This window comes from Streptomyces sp. Q6 (genome assembly GCF_036967205.1).
GTDB lineage: Bacteria > Actinomycetota > Actinomycetes > Streptomycetales > Streptomycetaceae > Streptomyces > Streptomyces citrinus.
Genome location: NZ_CP146022.1, coordinates 1,264,741 through 1,282,378, shown reverse-complemented (window position 1 = coordinate 1,282,378; position 17,638 = coordinate 1,264,741). Strand labels below are relative to the sequence as shown.

The following is a 17,638-nucleotide window of genomic DNA, read 5'->3' as shown; positions in this document are numbered from 1 at the left end:
AGAAGACGGTCGTTCGTGTGGAGGCTGCCGAGAATGCTTCGGAAGGCGGGCGTCCGGAAGCCGGGCTTCAGAACGCCACGTTGTAGATGAGTCCCGCCAGCGCGCCGCCGATGAGCGGCCCGACGACCGGGACGAGGGCGTAACCCCAGTCGGAGGTGCCCTTGTTGGGGATGGGCAGGAACTGGTGGACGATGCGCGGGCCCAGGTCGCGCGCCGGGTTGATGGCGTACCCCGTCGGCCCACCGAGCGACAGACCGATGCCGACCACCAGCAGCGCCACGATCAGCACCTGGGTGCCGGATTCGCCGAGCCCCTTGGTCAGGCCGAACGCGAGGATGGGCAGGACGAGACCAATGGTCGCGATGATCTCCGTGAGCAGGTTCGCGACCGGGTTACGGATCTCGGGGATCGTGGAGAAGATGCCGAGCGTCGGCGTCGGACCGTCCTCGTCCACGGCGTCCGCCGACTTCACGCTGGAGCTCACATTGGCGTTGAACTGCGCGAGGTACACCAGGTACGCGAGGACGGCGCCCAGCATCGCGCCGACCATCTGCCCGAGCAGATAGACCCAGACCTTGTCCCACTTGCCGGTGTCCACGGCGATGCCGATCGTGACGGCGGGGTTGAGATGGCCGCCCGAGAGCGGGGCCGCGGTGTAGGCCCCGGCGAGCACGGCGAACCCCCACCCGAACGCGATGACGATCCACCCGGAGGCCCTCGCCTTGGAGTGTTTGAGAGTGACCGCGGCGCAGACCCCCGCGCCGAACAGGATCAGGATGCCGGTGCCGATGACCTCACCGATGAAAATGTCTCCGTTGCTCATGGCGGCTCCTAGGCCCTCGCCCGGAGCAGTACGCCCCGGTCCTCCGTGCAGGGTGCGTTTTCCATGGCTGGTTCTGGCTGCGTCAGCTGACGGCAAGGGGGTCCCGCGCCCCGTCCGGCTCCGTGACGAGCCCGCGCAGCCGGAATCGTGCGTGGGGGAGCGGCCCCGACCTGCGACAACCGGACAGGAAGCGCCTCAAGGGCAGGAAGGAACCCCGTACGACGGTGGGCCGACATGCGACGCTGCCGACTGACACCCGGAAGTGTTCACCGGCCTTACTGGAGCGTCAAGGTCGCGGACCGCACGGGTTGACCGGGCCCGAACACCGCGCGAACTGCCCTTTGCCGCACGGTATTTGAGACGGTCCTACGGGGTGCTCGGCGCATCGCCCCGGGTGGGGACGGCGGCGGCCGCCGCCGCCCCGCGCCGCACCTCGAAGCCGTCACGACCCGCGTGACCGCACACCCAACTCGCCCCTGCCAGAGCCTTCGCCGCCTTCTTGAGCGGCGCCAGGTGCGCCGCGGCCCGTCGATGGTCCGGCACGCTCCCCGGCGGGCACACCACGGTCGCGAGCGACAGCGTCACCGCTCGTCCGCCCGCCGACCACGGCGCGTCGAGCACCTCCGCGGCCAGCGGCCCGAACCCCGCCGGATCGGCGAGGACCAGGAAGTCGTCACCACCGATGTGCGCGACCCGCACCGCCTCGGACTCCGCGCGGGCCAGGGCCCGCCCCACCGCGCGGATCAACTCGTCGCCGGCGGCGAACCCGGCCCCGTCGTTGACCTGCTTGAACCCGTCGATGTCCAGCCAGCTCAGCGCGAAGCCCCGCCCCTGCGCCACCCACCGGTCCAGCTCACCGGTCACCGCGTCCGAACCCGGCAGCCGGGTCAGCGGATTGAGCCGGGCGGCCTGCTCCACCCGGCTCTCCGCCAGCGCCCGTACGAGATCGGCGAGGCGTACGACCCCTACGCACCGCCCGTCGTCGTCGACCACGGCGACATCGTCGGCGGTGCGGCTGTGCTCGCCGTCCGCGACCACGTCGAGCACCTCCCACGCCGTCGCTGTGACCCCCACCGTGCGCGGCCGGTCCCCGAGCCGGGCGGCCGGCCGGTCCGCGTACAGCGCGTGCCCGTACCGCGCGGACAGCGACAACAGGAACCGGTCCCGCTGCACCGACCGCACCGGCGCCCCGGCCCGGTCCACGAGCAGCACCCCGGACACCTCGGGGGCGCCGGTGAGCAGCATTCGTACCTGCTCCGCCGAGGCCGCCTCGGGCAGCAGCGCTGCGGGCCGCACGAACTCCCGCACCGAGGGCCCGGCGGGCCGCGACGTGCCGCCGGCCATCGGCAGTCGAGGCACGTACACCTCGACCGTGGGCAGCCGGGCCGGCGGCGCGAACAGCTCCCCTGTGCCACCTGCGCCCCGGCGTCCCGCGCCACGGCGCACTGCCGCTCCGTCTCCACCCCTTCGACCGCCAGCAGCGCGCCGAGTTCCTCGCACAGCGTCCGCATGGCGCGCACCGTGGCCGTGCGCGCCAGCAGCGACGCGTCCAGCTTGACCAGGTCGGGCGTCATGTCGTCGAGCAGCCGCAGCGGTACGTCGCCGTCGCCCACGCCGTCCGCGCAGATCCGGAAGCCCTCGCCGCGCAGCGCCGACACCCCCTCCAGGAGGGCCCGGTGCGGCACGTGCGTGTACGGCGGGCAGATGTCCACCGTGATCTCCCACGGCAGGCGCCCCACCGCACGCACCGCTTCCCGCAGCGGAGGGAGGCCGCCGAGGTCGGCGAGGGTGCCCGCGAACACGTTCACGTGCAGCGGCAGCAGCGTCTCCCGGCGTGCCGCGTCGCGGATCGCCGACGCCGCGAGCCGACCGTCGAGTTCGGGGTCCCGGTGGGCCCGCGCCAGGACGTCGCCGGCCTCCGGGCGGGCCAGTATCTCCAGCGCCGCCACGGTCCCCGTCGTCAGATTGACCACGGGCTGGAAGGCGAAGCGGAGAGTGTCCGTCCAGGAGCGCACGGGAGCATGATGGGCGCCCCAGGAGCACCTCCAGGCCCAGTTCATGCGCTGTTCACGCAGCATTCCCAGCGGCTCGCTCAGCGCGCGCCGAGGCGGGTCGGCCGCCGTGCGTACCAGCCGGTCAGCGTACGGCGACGACGGCCGAACCGTGCCCGAACAGGCCTTGGTTGGCGGTGATCCCGACCCTGGCCCCCGCCACCTGCCGCGCGCCCGCCGTGCCCCGCAACTGCCAGGTCAGCTCGCAGACCTGCGCGATGGCCTGTGCGGGCACCGCCTCCCCGAAGGAGGCGAGCCCCCCACTGGCGTTCACCGGTATGCGGCCGCCGGGAGCGGTCGCACCCTCCCGCAGCAGCTTGGCCCCCTCTCCGGCGCCGCACAGACCCAGGTCCTCGTACCACTGCAACTCAAGGGCGGTCGACAGGTCGTAGACCTCGGCGAGCGACAGCTCGTCGGGCCCGATCCCGGCCTCCTCGTACGCGGCGCGCGTGATGGACGCGCGGAACCCCGGCCCCTCGGGCTCGACCCCCGCGGCCGAGTCGGTGGCGATGTCCGGTAGGTCGAGCACCGTGTTCGGATACGTGGGCGTGACCGTCGAGACGGCGCGTACGCGTACGGGGTCCGCCGCCCCGTGCCGCCGCGCGAACTCCATGCTGGACAGCACCAGCGCAGCGCCCCCGTCGGAGGTCGCGCAGATGTCGAGCAGCCGCAACGGATCGGCCACGACGGCGGATCCGGCGACCTCCTCGGCTGTCACCCGCTTGCGGTAGCGCGCGAGCGGATTCAGCGCTCCGCAGGCGGCGTTCTTCACCTTGACCTGCGCGAAGTCCTCCAGGGTGTCGCCGTACAGCGCCATCCGGCGGCGGGCGTAGAGCCCGAAGTAGGTCGGATTCGTCGCCCCGAGCAGACGGAACCGCAGCCAGTCGGGGTCATCGGCCCGCTCCCCTCCGGCGGGCCGGAAGAACCCCTTGGGGGCGGCGTCGGCGCCCACCACGAGCACCACGTCGGCGAGACCCGCGAGGATCTGCGCCCGCGCGGTGTTGACAGCCTGGGCCCCCGACGCGCATGCCGCGTACACGCTGGCCATCCTGGCGCCCTGCCAGCCGAGCGCCTTGGCGAACGTCGCCCCGGCCACATACCCCGGGTATCCGCCGCGCACGGTGTCCGCGCCGACCACGGACCCCACGTCACGCCAGTCGATCCCCGCGTCGGTGAGCGCGGCCCGCGCCGCGGCCGTCCCGTACTCGACGAAACTGCGCCCCCACTTGCCCCACGGGTGCATGCCCGCGCCCAGTACCGCCACGTCCCCCGTCATGCCGCCACCCCCGTCGGCCGCCAGTGCCACGTCGTCCAGACCGTCCCGGTCTCGTCGTCCCCCTCCTCGTTCAGAACCCCCGGGACGACCTCCACCTCCATGCCGACCTCCAGATCGACCACGGAGACCCCGGGCGCTCCCTGACCGAGCACCACGAGTCGCTCCGCCGCGAGCTCCACAGCGATCAACGTGTAGGGCTGCCACGGAAGTTCCCGGTCCGTGACGTACGGCTCCGGCGGCCGGTAGCGGGCGTCGGTGTACGACCAGACGCGCCCGCGCCGCGACAGCGGCACCTCCACGAGTTCGCCGCCCGCACAGCCGGGATTGCGGCACAGCGCGTCCTCGCGGGGGAAGAAGACCGACGAACAGGCGGTGCAACGGGTCCCCAGGAGCCGGAAGTCGCCCCCCTCGCCGGCGAACCAATCGGCGACGACCGGTGTACGCGTGCGCACCACAATGCCTCCCCGGCAGCAGATCTGACGGAACGTCAGAAGTGTGCCACGGGCAACCGTTCGGCGTCAGGAGTCCCGCAGAACCATGTGCGCGTCCTGTGCGTCCGTCTATCGGTAGGGCGCGGCCGGGATCCACGGGGGTGGTTCCGGTCGTGCCCTGTCGGTGCCGCCTACTAGGGTTTGTGCCGACCATCAGCAGCTGTGACAAGGGAGCCCGATGTCCGAGCACGCCCCGGACCCGTCCGTCGCCCATTTCGGCCGAGACGGCATGCGCCGGATCGATGTGCCCGGCGCGTACGCGGCGGGCCTGCCCGAGACGAGCCGCAGGGCGTTGCGCGAGGTGGGGGTCCCGCTCCACGTGGCGTCCTACTTCACGGCGGCCGAAGAGGCGGAGGGGCCCACGCTCGGCATGTTCACCGGACACCGGGGGCTCGTCATGGAGGGCGAACGAGCCGACTGGGTCCGGCTCGGCACGGATCGTCTGGCCCACCTGTGCGTGCGTCCCGACGGCGCGGTCCTGGCCGTCTTCCTCGCACGTCCTGAAGAGGACCTGTTCGTCAGCAGTGACGTGGAGGCGTTCACCTCCTCGCTGGCGGCCCTGGACCGCCGCCTGCCCGTGATGGCTGCGTCCACGAGCCTGCCCGTCGCGGCGGCGGCCTTCAGAGAGCTGAACGCCGAGCTGCGGCAGATCGACCCGGAGGCCTTCGACCAGCGTGAGAGCTGGTGGCCGCGCGTGCTCGACGACGTCCGCCACACCCTGAACTTCCCGTTCTCGGCCGCCTTCGAGTACGTGAACGACGCCGGCGAGAAGCAGATCGCCACGGACGCCACCGGCCCCGGCAAGGCCCACCCGGAGGAGCTGCTGTGGGCGCGCCTGTCCGCCGAGGGCGTGGCGCCCGCGCGGGTGCGCCGCGTCTACTGCGAACTGGAGCCCTGCATGATGCCGGGCCACTACTGCGCCGTATGGCTCCAGAACCTCTTCCCGCACGCGGAGTTCACGCACAGCTTCGACTACGGCGAGACGGCCGAGTCCCGCGAAGAGGGCCTCAAGGAGCTGATGACGTACAGCGCACAGCAGGCGGAGCGTCCGTGACGCGGCAGGCATGGGGGCGCCCGGCCGCCGGTCGCGAGCCGGCCGCGGCCGCGCTGCTGTCGTGGCTGGCGGACCCCGAGGCGCCGCGCCTGTGTGTCGTCTCCGGCGCCGAGGCGTCCGGGAAGTCCACCCTGCTGGCCTGGCTCATCGCCCATGGGACCCGGCCGGGCACGCCGGCCGGCCGCCGGGTGCACGGCATCGTGCCGCTCGCGGGCCTCACGGCGACGGCGGCGGCCTGGATGCTGGCCGACCAGCTGGGAGTGGCCGCGCGCACACCGGACGAGCTGGTGGACCGACTGGCGGCCGATCCTCGGCGCACCGTGATCGTGCTTCCTGACCTGCACGCGGCCGCAGACCCGCGGGCGCTTGCCGAGTTCGCCCTGGAGCTCCTCGGTCTGGACCACGTCCGGTTGATCGTCGAAGCGCGCAGCGGCGGCGGTCCGTCGACGACCCTGTCCGCCGTACCGGCCGCGACCATGGACCTGGACGAGCCGCAATGGGTCGAGCGCGAGCGCTACACCGCCTGGGCCGCCGAGCGGCAGCCGCACACACGGGAGCCGGACGCGCCTCCGCTCGCCATCGATCTCGACGATCCGGCCGCGATCTGTGGCGCGGACCCCTGGGCGGTCACCGCGCGGTACGAGCGGTCCGTGGACGCCCACGGCGGGCTGCGCGCCGCGTGGCTGCGGGCGGGCGCTTCGCTCACGCGCGACCAGAGCGTGCCGGACAGAGCCGTCGTCCTCCTGGCGGCACTCGGCGACGACGCCGACCCGCGCCTGCCCCGAGCACTCGCCGACCTGGCCGAGGGTGCCCCGTGGCGGGTCGTCTGGCGTCGCGTACGGGGCGACATCCACCCCCGTGGCCGGGCCCGGCGCACGCGCTGGCGATGGGCAGCGGCCCGTCGGCGGACCGGCTGCTGGCCGCTGATCACCAGGGCACCGTCCGATTGATCAGCGGCGCGGACGCCACGCCGCTCGGACGGCTGCCCGAGGCGATACCGCTCATAGCGTCGCTCACCACCCACGAGGACGGCACGGTGACCGTGCTCGACGGACACGGCCGACTCCACAGACGTCAGGGGGCCGCTGCGGCCGCTCCCACAGGGCTGTTGGCCCTCCTGGACGACGGCCCGCACCCCGTGGAGCGACTCCTGGACGAGGTGCAGGCCCACGTGCGGGGCATCGCGCCGACCGCCCTGGCGTCGGCCGGGCGGACGATCGTCGTGGCCGACGCGGCGGGCACGGTCCACGCCTTCGACGCGACCGCAGGCGGCCCGCGTACGGCGTCGCTGCACCGGGGCCCGGTGACGGCCGTGGCGGCGCTGGATCTGGCGATCTCGGACGACGGCGCGACCGTTCCGCTGCTCTACAGCGGAGGCGCCGACGGGACCGTACGCGCCTGGGCGCCCCGGACCGATCCGCTGCCCGAACCGGCCCTGGCGCGCCCCTGCGCGGTCACGGCCCTGGCGGTGTCGGCCACGGAAGCAGGGCCGGTGCTGGCGTGCGCGTGGGCCGACGGGCTCGTCGAACACCACATGCCGGACATGGACGTGGCGCGCGACTTCCGGCCCGGCGGGCGGGTCCACTCGCTGGCGTTCACGGCCGACGGACATCTGGTCGTGGGGACGGACGAAGCGTTGGTCTGCCTCAGCACCGCGTGAAACACGCCAAACCCCAGGCGGAGTTGTCACAGTCACGCCATAGCTCACCCCGCCCCCTTGCTCCCCGGCAGGGAGTGATCGTTAGCCTCACCCCAGGCGTGTCATGCACACCAACGAGAAGGGGCTGTACGGGGGATGGGCTACACGATTCCGGGCTGGCTCGATGACGTCCTCGACTTCATCGGCATCAATTTCCCGAACGTGGACGAGGACGACTATCGCGAAATGGCCACGGCCATGCGCGACTTCGCGGACAAGTTCGAAGGCCACGGGGGCGACGCGCACAAGGCGTTCTCGCGCATCCTCTCGTCGTCCGAGGGCTGGGCCGTCGACTCGATGGAGAAGCACTGGAGCCAGGTCAAGGCCAGTCACCTCGACAAACTGCCCGAGCTTGCGCGGCTGTTCGCGGACGCCTGCGACGTCCTCGCGGACATCATCTTCGGGATGAAGACCAAGGCCGAGGTCGAACTCGCCGTCATGGCGGGGTCGGTGGGGATCTCCGCGGGGCTCGCGGTGGTCACCGGCGGCCTGTCCGCGCTGATCGGCGCCGCCGAGGTGGCCGCGATGCGGCAGCTGGTCAAGCGGATCATCGACGAGGCCGTGGACCGCATAGTCGACGAGGTCCTCGCCAAGATCACCGAGCCGATCAACGCCAAGCTGGAGGCCATGGTCGAGGACATGGTCCTCGACCTCGCCGAGGGCGCGTTCTCCATGCAGACCGGCGGCGGGCACGGCGGCAAGAGCGGGCACGGCGGAATGCAGCTCGCGTCGGCCAGCGGTGTGGCGGGCTCCGGGGCGAAGATCACCCACATCGACCACTTCGAGTTCGAGGACGGCGCCGGAAAGGTCTCGGCGCACGGCAGCGAACTCCACCTGAACGCTTCGACCCACCTCACCAAGGCGAAGAACGCATTCGGTCGGAGCAAAGGAAAGGACCCCTTCACCCAAGCCTTCGACAGCGTGTTGCACGGTGCGCTGAACGGATCAGAGAAGGCGCTGAAGAAGGTCGCGAAGCACGTATCGGAAACCGTCCCCGACCGGGTCAAGGCGTCATCGAAGGTCCACAAGGACAAGGACCACGGCGTCAAGGACGACGTCAACAAGATCGAGACCAAGAAGGGCCTCGACGCGGAGCAGCGAACCTATCTGCTGAACGCGGACGGAACGATTCAGCGGGTCCATCCCGACGGCACCACGGGAAAGCTCGACGATCACGACAGGCTGCGCCTCGACGGGATCGTCAGGCCGGACGGCACCTACTACATCCCGAAGACGGACAAGGAAAAGGCGGACTTCCACGCCGACAGTGACCACAAAAGTCGCGTCAAGTCCCAGAAGGTCAGCCCTTACGGGTACGACCTGGCGGAGGCCACGCACGCGGCGCGCAAGGCGCGTGGTGACAGCAAGGGTACGAACTACGCCGCCGGCCGCTATTTCGACGCGGAGGGCCGCGAGTCCGTCCTCGTCGGCTACAGCAACAAGCTCGGCCACTCCGAGCGCATGATCGGCCGCCCCCTGATCCACGGCGGTTTACAGGACGGCCTGACCGAGGTGTTCAGCTCACGAGAACCCTGCCAGAAGAACCCCGTCTGCGCGCGCTGGCTCGATTTCCACTTCAGTGACAATCTCAAAGTCACGCATGCGGCCGATTATTACGACGCGACCGGAAAGACGACGAACAAAGAACACATCGCATACGTCAACAATTTGAAGAAAATTCTGGATCTCTAGCACTGCGGTAGGATGTGCCCGTGAACTTTACAGTGACCCCGACCAAAATGATCGAAGCCTACGGCCTGGAGAACGTGGTTTTCTTCCCGCAATACGCGGAAGTCGAACCGCGCGCCGGTACGCTTCTCAGTCTGGTGGGGCTGCCGCATTCCGATGTGTTCTCGTCCCGGATCGACCCCGAGGACCCGTACGACGCGGAATTCGATCCAGTGGCACTCGGCAGTCGATTCGAGCACTACGGATTTCCGTGTCCCCCGGAAAGCCGTTCCTGGTGGATGCTGGGAAACCTCTTCACTTCGCTCATCGCGCTGGACCCGGAATCCGGAAAGATCTACGCCTTCCCCGAGGGGGAGGAGGGTTACATTCCGCTCCACCGGGATGTCGAGTCGTTCCTGTTCGCGCTGATCGAGTTCCGGAAGCTCGAAGTCGACCACGACAACGAGACCCTCGAACCCGAGGAGCTCTCCGAGCGGTTCAAGCAGGTCGTCGGTGAGTTCGACCCCACGCCCTTCGCGGACGAGGACTCCCAGTGGAACCTGTCCCTCCAGGAGCTGGAGGACGAGATGTGGTAGCCCCGCCCGGCCCGTGGGGGCAGACCGCGACCAGGTGATCGGATACAGTCCGCGCCGTGTCCGCATCAACCCACACCACGGTCGCCCCCGTTCCGGATTCCCACTGTTCGAGCTGCGGAGCCGCCTACGGAGCCGAGGTGCGCGGATGGCCGCGCACCTGCCCGGCCTGCGAGTCCGTCGCCTACCGCAACCCGCTGCCCGTGGCGATCGCCGTGCAGCCCGTGTACGACACGGCCGGTACGGCACTCGTGGTGATCACCCGCACCATCGCGCCCGCGCGCGGCGAGGCGGCACTGCCCGGCGGTTTCATCGACGACCGCGAGGACTGGCGGCATGCCGTCGTCCGCGAACTCAACGAAGAGACCGGCATCGACGCGGCGGCCCGCGACGTACGCCTCATGGACGCCATGAGCGCCCCCGACGGCCATCTGCTGCTCTTCGGACTGCTCCCCGAACGCCCGGCCGCCCACCTGCCGTCCAGCGCGCCGACCGACGAGACCGAGGGCTGGCACCTCCTGCGCCGCCCCGCCGAACTGGCCTTCCCGCTGCACACGTCGGCCGTCAAAGGCTGGTTCGAAGGCCGCTACCTGTAGGCCGCCGGCAGGCCGAGCCTCCGGGCTGCCGTCGAAGGGCGCTCACAGCCCTCGCACACGCACCGGACACGAGGGCTCGCCACCGCCGCTCGACTCGACGACCACACGACCCTCGGACCAGCACGACTGATAGCGCTCGATCGCGGGCTCCTCCCAGCCGTCCCCGGCATCGCGGACGACGAGACCGCCGCCGGTCCGCCCCGGCGCCGGCGCCCACACCTCCAACTCCACGCCTCCTTGTTCGCCGCGCACCGGCAGCACCGCACCGGCCCGCGCCAGCACCGCGATGCGCGGCAACGGACACGCCACCGTCACCGACCCCGGCCCCTCGAAGACCTCACCCGTCACCGTGTCGTACCACCGCCCCTCCGGAAGCCGCACCGTCCTCCGCTCCACTCCCGGATCCAGAACGGGAGCCACCAACAGGCAGTCACCCAACAAGAAGGCGTCCTCACAGTCCCGAAGACCCCTGTCCTCCGGAGCGGCCCACCACAAAGGACGCACATAAGGGGCGCCCGTACGCCGGGCCAGATGAGCGAGCGTCATGAAGTACGGCACAAGACGCCGACGCTCTTCCAGCGCACCACGCGCGTGCCCGAGCACCTCGTCACCGAACTCCCACGGCTCACGCCGACCGGCCCGCAGCGCCGAGTGCGTACGGAACAGCGGCAAGTAGGCGCCCAGTTGGAACCAGCGCAAATAGAGCTCGGGCGAGGGATGTCCGTCGAACCCGCCCACATCCGGACCCGAGTACGGCACCCCGCACAGCCCGAGCCCGACCACCAGCGACAGGGAAGCGCGAAGCCCAGGCCAACCGCTCGCCACGTCCCCCGACCACGTCCCTCCGTAGCGCTGCATCCCGACCCAGCCCGACCGCGAGAACACGAACGGCCGCTCCCGAGGCTGGAGTTCACGCATCCCCTCGTAGCAGGCCCGTGCCATGCACAGGCCGTACACGTTGTGCGCCTCTCGATGGTCACCACCGCGCCCGTCGAGCGCGTGACGGGCCGACCGGGGGAGCGTGGTGTCCCCGAACGCCGTGAAGGACGCCGGCTCGTTCATGTCGAGCCAGAACCCGGAGAAACCCTGTGCGAGACGCTCCTCGTACAGCCCGCCCCACCACTTCCGGACGTGCTCCGCCGTGAAGTCAGGGAAGACCGACTCACCCGGCCACACGACCCCGCGGACGGCCTTGCCTGTCGTGTCCCGCACGAACGCGTCGATCGCCCGCCCGCCGTCGTACGCCGGGTTGCCGTGCACCGCCTTGATCGCCGGATCGATGACGGACACCAGCCGCACACCCTCCCCGCGCAGCTCTGTGGCGAGCCGGGGCAAGGAAGGGAACCGTTCGCGATCCACGGTGAACACCTGGCGCGCCGCATAGTGGTCGATGTCCAGATGCACGGCTTCCAAGGGCAGCGAGCGCTCCCGGTAGCCGGTGACGACCCGCCGCACCTCCTTCTCGCTGCCAAAGCCCCACCGCGCGTGCTGATGACCCAAGGCCCATGAAGGAGGCACCGTGGCACCGCCCGTCAGTTGCGCCCAGGCGTGCAGCACACGCGCGGGCGTGCCCACCACGACCCAGCACCGCAACGGACCGCCCTCCATGCGCACTTCGCACGATCCGCCGCGGTCGTGGCCCGATCCCGCGCCCTCAGTGCCCTCCCGCAGGCTCACCACGCCGTCCCACGAGTTGTCGTGGAACATCAGATGCGTGCCCGCGTCGGCGACCACCATCTGTACGGGCATCGTGATCGACAGCGGATCGTCGCCGGGAGCGAACGAACCGCCGGGATCGGTGTTCCACAGCCGGTAGGACCCGTCGCGCAGTCGCGGTCCCGCCGCCCGGCCACCGAGCCCGAAGAAGCGCGCGTCCGCGGCGACCTCCGAGCGCTGCACCCAGCGCGCCTCTCCGCCACCCTCAGGCTCCCACCAGCGCGGCGGCAGATCGCGGCGCAGCATGACACCGCCCGGGGTGCACACCTCGACGGCACCGTGCCGGGACACCGCGATGGTCACCCGCTCGGCCACCACCCGCCAGCCCCCGTCCTTGTCCGGCTCCAGAACGGCCCGCGGATCCACCTCGGGGCAGACATCGGCCAGCGCGTACGACGGCCCCGGCTCGGCCCCGTCCCACCCCCAGAACACGGCCCCACCCACCGTCACCGTGATCCGCAGCCGCGACCGCGCGAAGCGCACCAGGCCGCCGCCCGGCTCGGGATCCACGCCCACGACGGCCCCCGGCACCCGCGCCCGCTCCGGCCCCCGCCGCCGCAACCCCACCGCGTCGACGCGGCGCCGTCGCCACGAGGCCCGCACCGCGCGCAACCCCTGGGCGGGACCCACCACAGAGACCGCTTTCACCGAGCGCACCAGGTCACGACCGTTCATGCCGCTCACCCTGCCACCGACGCCCACGCGCGCGTGCCGCGTTCAACTGCCGTTCACTCATGGCCGCAGCACATCTTCACGACACGGACCAGGTGCGGCGCACCCTGGTGTCGAAGTCGATCACGTGGCATCGTCCTGTCAGCCGCGTCACGCGCACACCCCAGCCCGTGCGCGTCGAGGACGCACACACCGCGTACATCCCGGGAGCCGCCCCATGTCCACCGCGAACCCCCAGCCGCTCTGGCAGCCCGACCCGCAGCAGATCGCCGCAGCGCAGGTCACGCGGTTCCAGGCCTGGGCGTCCGAGCACTACGGAGCCCCCGCCGACGGCGGCTACGAGGCACTGCACCGCTGGTCCGTCGCGGAGCTGGAGACCTTCTGGGAAGCGGTCACCGACTGGTTCGACGTGCGCTTCACCCACCCGTACGCGCGCGTACTGGGCGACCGCTCGATGCCGGGCGCCCAGTGGTTCCCCGAGGCCACGCTCAACTACGCGGAACACGCCCTGCGCGCCGGCGACGACCCCGCACGCGCCGACACCCCCGCCATCCTGCACGTCGACGAGTCGCACGAGCCGCGCCCGGTCACCTGGGCCGAACTCCGCCGTCAAGTCGGCTCCCTCGCCGCGGAACTGCGCGGACTCGGCGTCCGCCCCGGCGACCGCGTGAGCGGCTACCTTCCCAACATCCCCGAAGCCGTCGTCGCCCTCCTCGCCACCGCGACCGTCGGAGCCGTCTGGACCTCCTGCGCCCCCGACTTCGGCGCACGCAGCGTCCTCGACCGGTTCCAGCAGGTCGAGCCCGTCGTCCTCTTCGCGGTCGACGGCTACCGCTACGGAGGCAAACAGCACGACCGCGCCGACACCGTGGCCGAACTCCGCTCCGAACTTCCCTCGCTCCGCGCGGTCGTGCACATCCCGCTGCTCGGTACCGAGGCACCAGAAGGCGCCGTGGAATGGTCGGCCCTCACCTCCGCCGATGTGGCGCCCGTCTACGAAGCAGTGCCGTTCGACCACCCGCTGTGGGTCCTCTACTCCTCCGGCACGACCGGCCTGCCCAAAGCCATCGTGCAGTCGCAGGGCGGCATCCTGGTCGAGCACCTCAAGCAGCTGGGCCTGCACTGCGACCTCGGCCCGGACGACCGCTTCTTCTGGTACACGTCCACCGGCTGGATGATGTGGAACTTCCTGGTCTCCGGACTCCTCACCGGCACCACGATCGTCACCTACGACGGCAGCCCCGGCTATCCCGAGACCGGCGCACAGTGGGCCGTCGCCGAGCGCACGGGCGCGACCCTCTTCGGCACGTCGGCCGCCTACGTGATGGCCTGCGGCAAGGCGGACGTGCACCCGTCCCGCGACCATGACCTCTCCCGTATCAAGTGCGTGGCCACCACAGGCTCCCCGCTCCCGCCCGACGGCTTCCGCTGGCTGCACGACGAGGTCCGCGCGGACCTGTGGATCGCCTCGGTGAGCGGCGGCACCGACGTCTGCTCCTGCTTCGCCGGCGCTGTCGCCACTCTTCCCGTCCACATCGGCGAGCTCCAGGCCCCGGCCCTCGGCACGGACCTCCAGGCCTGGGACCCCGAAGGCAACCCGCTCATCGACGAGGTCGGCGAGCTCGTCGTCACCAACCCCATGCCGTCCATGCCGATCCGCTTCTGGAACGACCCCGACGGCAGCCGCTACCACGACAGCTACTTCGACACCTACCCCGGCGTCTGGCGGCACGGGGACTGGATCACCCTCACCTCCCGCGGCTCCGTCGTCATCCACGGCCGCTCCGACTCCACGCTCAACCGCCAGGGCGTCCGCATGGGTTCCGCCGACATCTACGAGGCGGTGGAGCGGCTTCCCGAGATCCGCGAGTCCCTCGTCATCGGCCTCGAACTGCCCGACGGCGGGTACTGGATGCCCCTCTTCGTCCACCTGGCCCCCGGAGCCGTCCTCGACGACGACCTCCGCTCCCGCATCAAGCGGACGATCCGGGAACAGCTCTCGCCCCGCCACGTCCCCGACGAGATCATCGAAGCCCCCGGCGTCCCGCACACCCTCACCGGCAAGCGCATCGAGGTCCCGGTGAAGCGCCTGCTCCAGGGCACCCCGCTGGAGAAGGCGGTCAACCCCGGATCCGTCGACAGTCTCGAACTGCTCCGGTTCTACGAGGACATCGCCCGCAAACGCTCGTGACACCCCAGCCCGACCGGTCGCGCTGCGTCACGCCGAACGGCGTTGTCAGTACCCATGATTACTCTGAGTGAGCATTGTTGGTCGAGCTCATCCAGGGGGAACCATGACGAACACTCAGCGCGGCCGGACGGCGGGCATGCGGCAGCTCCTGCACCGCGAAGTGGCGGGGACCATCGGCCTGTTGGCCGACGAGCAGGACTTCACGGCGATGCGGCGCTACCGCAGCTTCACCTTCCCGGACCACGAGACGTACCTGCGCCAGGTGGAGGGACTCCTCAAATCCAGGGCCGCGATCGGTGGCCACACCTCCATCGCCCTCTTCGACCCCGAGGAGTACGCGGAGTTCTGCGCGGAGACCGGCATCGAGCCGGACGCCCCCGCCAGCCGCTCCCGCTTCACCGCCGAACTGGCCTCGGCGGGCCCGTCCATCCCGTACGAGGGACAGCCCCTTTCCGACCTGGTCCCGGACCTCGTCGAGGAGGCCGTCCGCCAGGCGACGTGGGAGTACGCGACCACGCTCGTGTCCCGGGTCGGCCCCTGCCCGGTCTGCGGCGAGGACGTCGGCAGGCTCGCCTTCGCGCGAGCGTCGTACCTGGTCGCCCGGGTGATCGACGCCATCGGCGACGGTACGCACCACTGGGTGTGCAGCGTTCCCACCGGCAGGGAGACGCTGCACGCGGTGCTCCATGTCGATGCCTCGGAACCCGGCAGGGTCACTCTCGACGAAACGGAGGCCATGGAGCTCACAACAGTTCTGGCGCTCGCCATCGTCACGCGCACGCCGTGCGGGCTCGTCCTGCGCACCACCAGCCCGGGCCGAACCGCCCGTGTCTACGGCTGGCACCTGAAGGACGAATCCCTCGACCCCCTGACGGGGGCACAGGTCTTCGACGCCTACTGCGTCGACGCCGACTCCGGTGATCTGAAGGCCCCGGATCCTCACCTCGACTACTGCACGGCACCCGACGTCGCCGACGGCGATCCGGAAGGCCGCCACCGCCACTGAGAGGACACACCCACCGAAACGCCCGGAGGGCGCCCCACCCTCAGGTGGAGCGCCCTCCGGTACGGGACCTAGCGCACTACTCGCCGGACAGCACGGCCTGCGCGGCCTTACGAGCCTCGTCCGCCGAGTCGGCGGCGCGTGCGGCCGCGGCCGCACGCTCGCACTGGGCCAGCGTGTACTTGCCGAGCGTCGCGCGCACGTAGGGAATCGAGGCGGCACCCATGGAGAGGGAGGTGACACCCAGACCGGTCAGCACACAGGCGAGCAGCGGGTCCGAGGCGGCCTCGCCACAGACACCACAGCTCTTCCCCTCCGCCTTGGCCGCGTCCGCGGACAGCGCGACCAGGTCGAGAAGGGCGGGCTGCCACGGGTCCTGAAGCCGCGACACGGCACCGACCTGACGGTCGGCCGCGAAGGTGTACTGCGCCAGGTCGTTGGTGCCCAGCGACAGGAACTCGACCTCCTGAAGAACCGAACGGGCACGCAGCGCGGCGGACGGAATCTCCACCATCGCGCCGAACTTGGCCTGGAGGCCGGCCTCACGGCACGCGTCGGCGAACGCCTTGGCGTCGGCACGGTCGGCGACCATCGGCGCCATGACCTCGAGGTAGACAGGGAGGCCTTCGGATGCCTTGGCCAGCGCGGTCAGCTGCGTGCGCAGCACCTCGGGGTGTTCGAGCAGCGACCGCAGACCACGCACGCCCAGAGCCGGGTTGGGCTCGTCGACGGGCGTCAGGAAGTCCAGCGGCTTGTCGGCACCGGCATCCAGGACACGCACCACGACGCGCCCCTCGGGGAACGCCTCGAGCACCTGCCGGTACGCCTCGACCTGCTTGTCCTCGGACGGCGCCTTCTTGCTGTCGTCCAGGAACAGGAACTCGGTACGGAAGAGACCCACGCCCTCCGCACCGGCCTCGAGCGCGGCCGGCACGTCAGCGGGACCGCCGATGTTGGCGAGCAGCGGCACCTTGTGCCCGTCGGACGTCGCACCGGGGCCGGTCGACGCGGACAGAGCGGCCTTGCGCTCGGCGGCGGCGGCCTCGAGCGCGGCCTTCTTCTCGGCGGTCGGGTTCACGAAGATCTCACCCGTGCTGCCGTCCACCGCGACGACCGTGCCCTCCGCCAGCTCACCGGCACCCGGCAGCGCCACGATCGCGGGCACGCCGAGGGCGCGCGCCAGGATCGCGCTGTGGCTGGTGGGCCCGCCCTCCTCGGTGACGAAGCCGAGCACGAGCGCGGGGTCGAGCAGCGCCGTGTCGGCCGGAGCCAGGTCACGAGCGATCAGCACGTACGGCTCGTCGCTGTCCGGAACACCCGGCATCGGAACGCCCAGCAGGCGAGCCACGATGCGGTTCCGCACGTCGTCGAGGTCCGCGACGCGACCGGCCATGTACTCACCGGCGCCGGCAAGGAGTTCGCGGTAATGCGAGAACGCGTCGTAGATGCCGCGCTCGGCGGTGCTGCCGACAGTGATACGGCGGTCGACATCGGCGATCAGCTCGGGGTCCTGAGCGATCATCGCCTGGGCCTCGAGCACCGCCTGCGCCTCGCCACCGGCCAGGTTGCCGCGCGCGATCAGGTCGGCCGCGACCGCTTCGACGGCCTGGCGGGCACGCCCCTGCTCGCGTTCGGCCTCTTCCGCCGGAATCTGCTTGGCGGGCGGCTCGAGCACCGCCGTCCCCATGTGCCGAACCTCGCCGATCGCCACACCGTGGCTCACGCCGACGCCTCGAAGCGTTGTCTCCATCTCACCCGTCTCCGATAGTGCGGCGGCACTGTGCCGCCGCGTTGATTGCCTTGCC

The 17,638-nt window shown here is 71.0% G+C and carries 13 protein-coding genes and 1 pseudogene; 8 read left to right on the top strand and 6 right to left on the bottom strand.

Features of this window, described 5'->3' with window-relative positions; genetic code table 11:
• Window positions 1-67 precede the first annotated feature (67 nt).
• From V2W30_RS06095 to V2W30_RS06080, 4 genes and pseudogenes are all read right to left on the bottom strand, one after another.
• Window positions 68-823 (bottom strand): MIP/aquaporin family protein, encoded by a 756-nt coding sequence (locus V2W30_RS06095; protein WP_338694264.1) that lies wholly within the window; start codon window positions 821-823, stop codon window positions 68-70.
• Window positions 824-1,189: 366 nt separating this feature from the next.
• Window positions 1,190-2,838, bottom strand: a pseudogene (locus V2W30_RS06090) (EAL domain-containing protein).
• 121 nt (window positions 2,839-2,959) lie between these two features.
• Entirely contained in the window at window positions 2,960-4,150 is a 1,191-nt protein-coding gene (locus V2W30_RS06085; protein ID WP_338694262.1) for a lipid-transfer protein, read from the bottom strand.
• Complete coding sequence (locus tag V2W30_RS06080; protein ID WP_338694261.1) at window positions 4,147-4,605, bottom strand: Zn-ribbon domain-containing OB-fold protein; 459 nt, start codon at window positions 4,603-4,605, stop codon at window positions 4,147-4,149. The genes V2W30_RS06085 and V2W30_RS06080 overlap by 4 nt, the downstream gene beginning before the upstream one ends.
• A gap of 214 nt (window positions 4,606-4,819) precedes the next feature.
• Between V2W30_RS06080 and V2W30_RS06075 the strand changes: the two genes are divergently transcribed.
• The 6 genes from V2W30_RS06075 (at window position 4,820) to V2W30_RS06050 (ending at window position 10,251) form a co-directional block, all read left to right on the top strand.
• Window positions 4,820-5,695, top strand: a complete 876-nt coding sequence (locus tag V2W30_RS06075) for an SUKH-4 family immunity protein (RefSeq protein WP_338694260.1) — start codon at window positions 4,820-4,822, stop codon at window positions 5,693-5,695.
• Window positions 5,692-6,645, top strand: a complete 954-nt coding sequence (locus V2W30_RS06070) for a hypothetical protein (protein ID WP_338694259.1) — start codon at window positions 5,692-5,694, stop codon at window positions 6,643-6,645. The genes V2W30_RS06075 and V2W30_RS06070 overlap by 4 nt, the downstream gene beginning before the upstream one ends.
• Window positions 6,582-7,355, top strand: a complete 774-nt coding sequence (locus tag V2W30_RS06065; protein WP_338694257.1) for a hypothetical protein — start codon at window positions 6,582-6,584, stop codon at window positions 7,353-7,355. The genes V2W30_RS06070 and V2W30_RS06065 overlap by 64 nt, the downstream gene beginning before the upstream one ends.
• Window positions 7,356-7,490: 135 nt before the next feature.
• On the top strand, window positions 7,491-9,086 hold the full coding sequence (locus V2W30_RS06060) for a nucleic acid/nucleotide deaminase domain-containing protein (RefSeq protein WP_338694255.1): 1,596 nt from the start codon (window positions 7,491-7,493) through the stop codon (window positions 9,084-9,086).
• A 47-nt stretch (window positions 9,087-9,133) separates the two neighbouring features.
• The gene (locus V2W30_RS06055) at window positions 9,134-9,658 is read left to right on the top strand and encodes an SUKH-4 family immunity protein (RefSeq protein ID WP_425244492.1); all 525 of its coding nucleotides are present in this window, start codon (window positions 9,134-9,136) and stop codon (window positions 9,656-9,658) included.
• A gap of 56 nt (window positions 9,659-9,714) precedes the next feature.
• A complete protein-coding gene (locus V2W30_RS06050) occupies window positions 9,715-10,251 on the top strand; it encodes an NUDIX domain-containing protein (protein WP_338694251.1) in 537 nt (178 codons plus the stop codon).
• A gap of 42 nt (window positions 10,252-10,293) precedes the next feature.
• Here V2W30_RS06050 and V2W30_RS06045 read toward each other — a convergent pair whose 3' ends face one another.
• Window positions 10,294-12,642 carry a glycoside hydrolase family 31 protein gene (locus V2W30_RS06045; RefSeq protein ID WP_338694249.1) on the bottom strand — a complete coding sequence of 783 codons (2,349 nt, stop codon included), beginning with the start codon at window positions 12,640-12,642 and terminating at the stop codon, window positions 10,294-10,296.
• 214 nt (window positions 12,643-12,856) lie between these two features.
• Between V2W30_RS06045 and V2W30_RS06040 the strand changes: the two genes are divergently transcribed.
• Window positions 12,857-14,830, top strand: coding sequence for an acetoacetate--CoA ligase (locus V2W30_RS06040; RefSeq protein ID WP_338694247.1), 1,974 nt, complete (start codon window positions 12,857-12,859; stop codon window positions 14,828-14,830).
• 103 nt (window positions 14,831-14,933) lie between these two features.
• Window positions 14,934-15,836, top strand: a complete 903-nt coding sequence (locus V2W30_RS06035; RefSeq protein ID WP_338694245.1) for a hypothetical protein — start codon at window positions 14,934-14,936, stop codon at window positions 15,834-15,836.
• Window positions 15,837-15,912: 76 nt separating this feature from the next.
• Here V2W30_RS06035 and ptsP read toward each other — a convergent pair whose 3' ends face one another.
• Entirely contained in the window at window positions 15,913-17,583 is a 1,671-nt protein-coding gene (gene ptsP, locus V2W30_RS06030; protein WP_338694243.1) for a phosphoenolpyruvate--protein phosphotransferase, read from the bottom strand.
• Window positions 17,584-17,638: the final 55 nt, after the last annotated feature.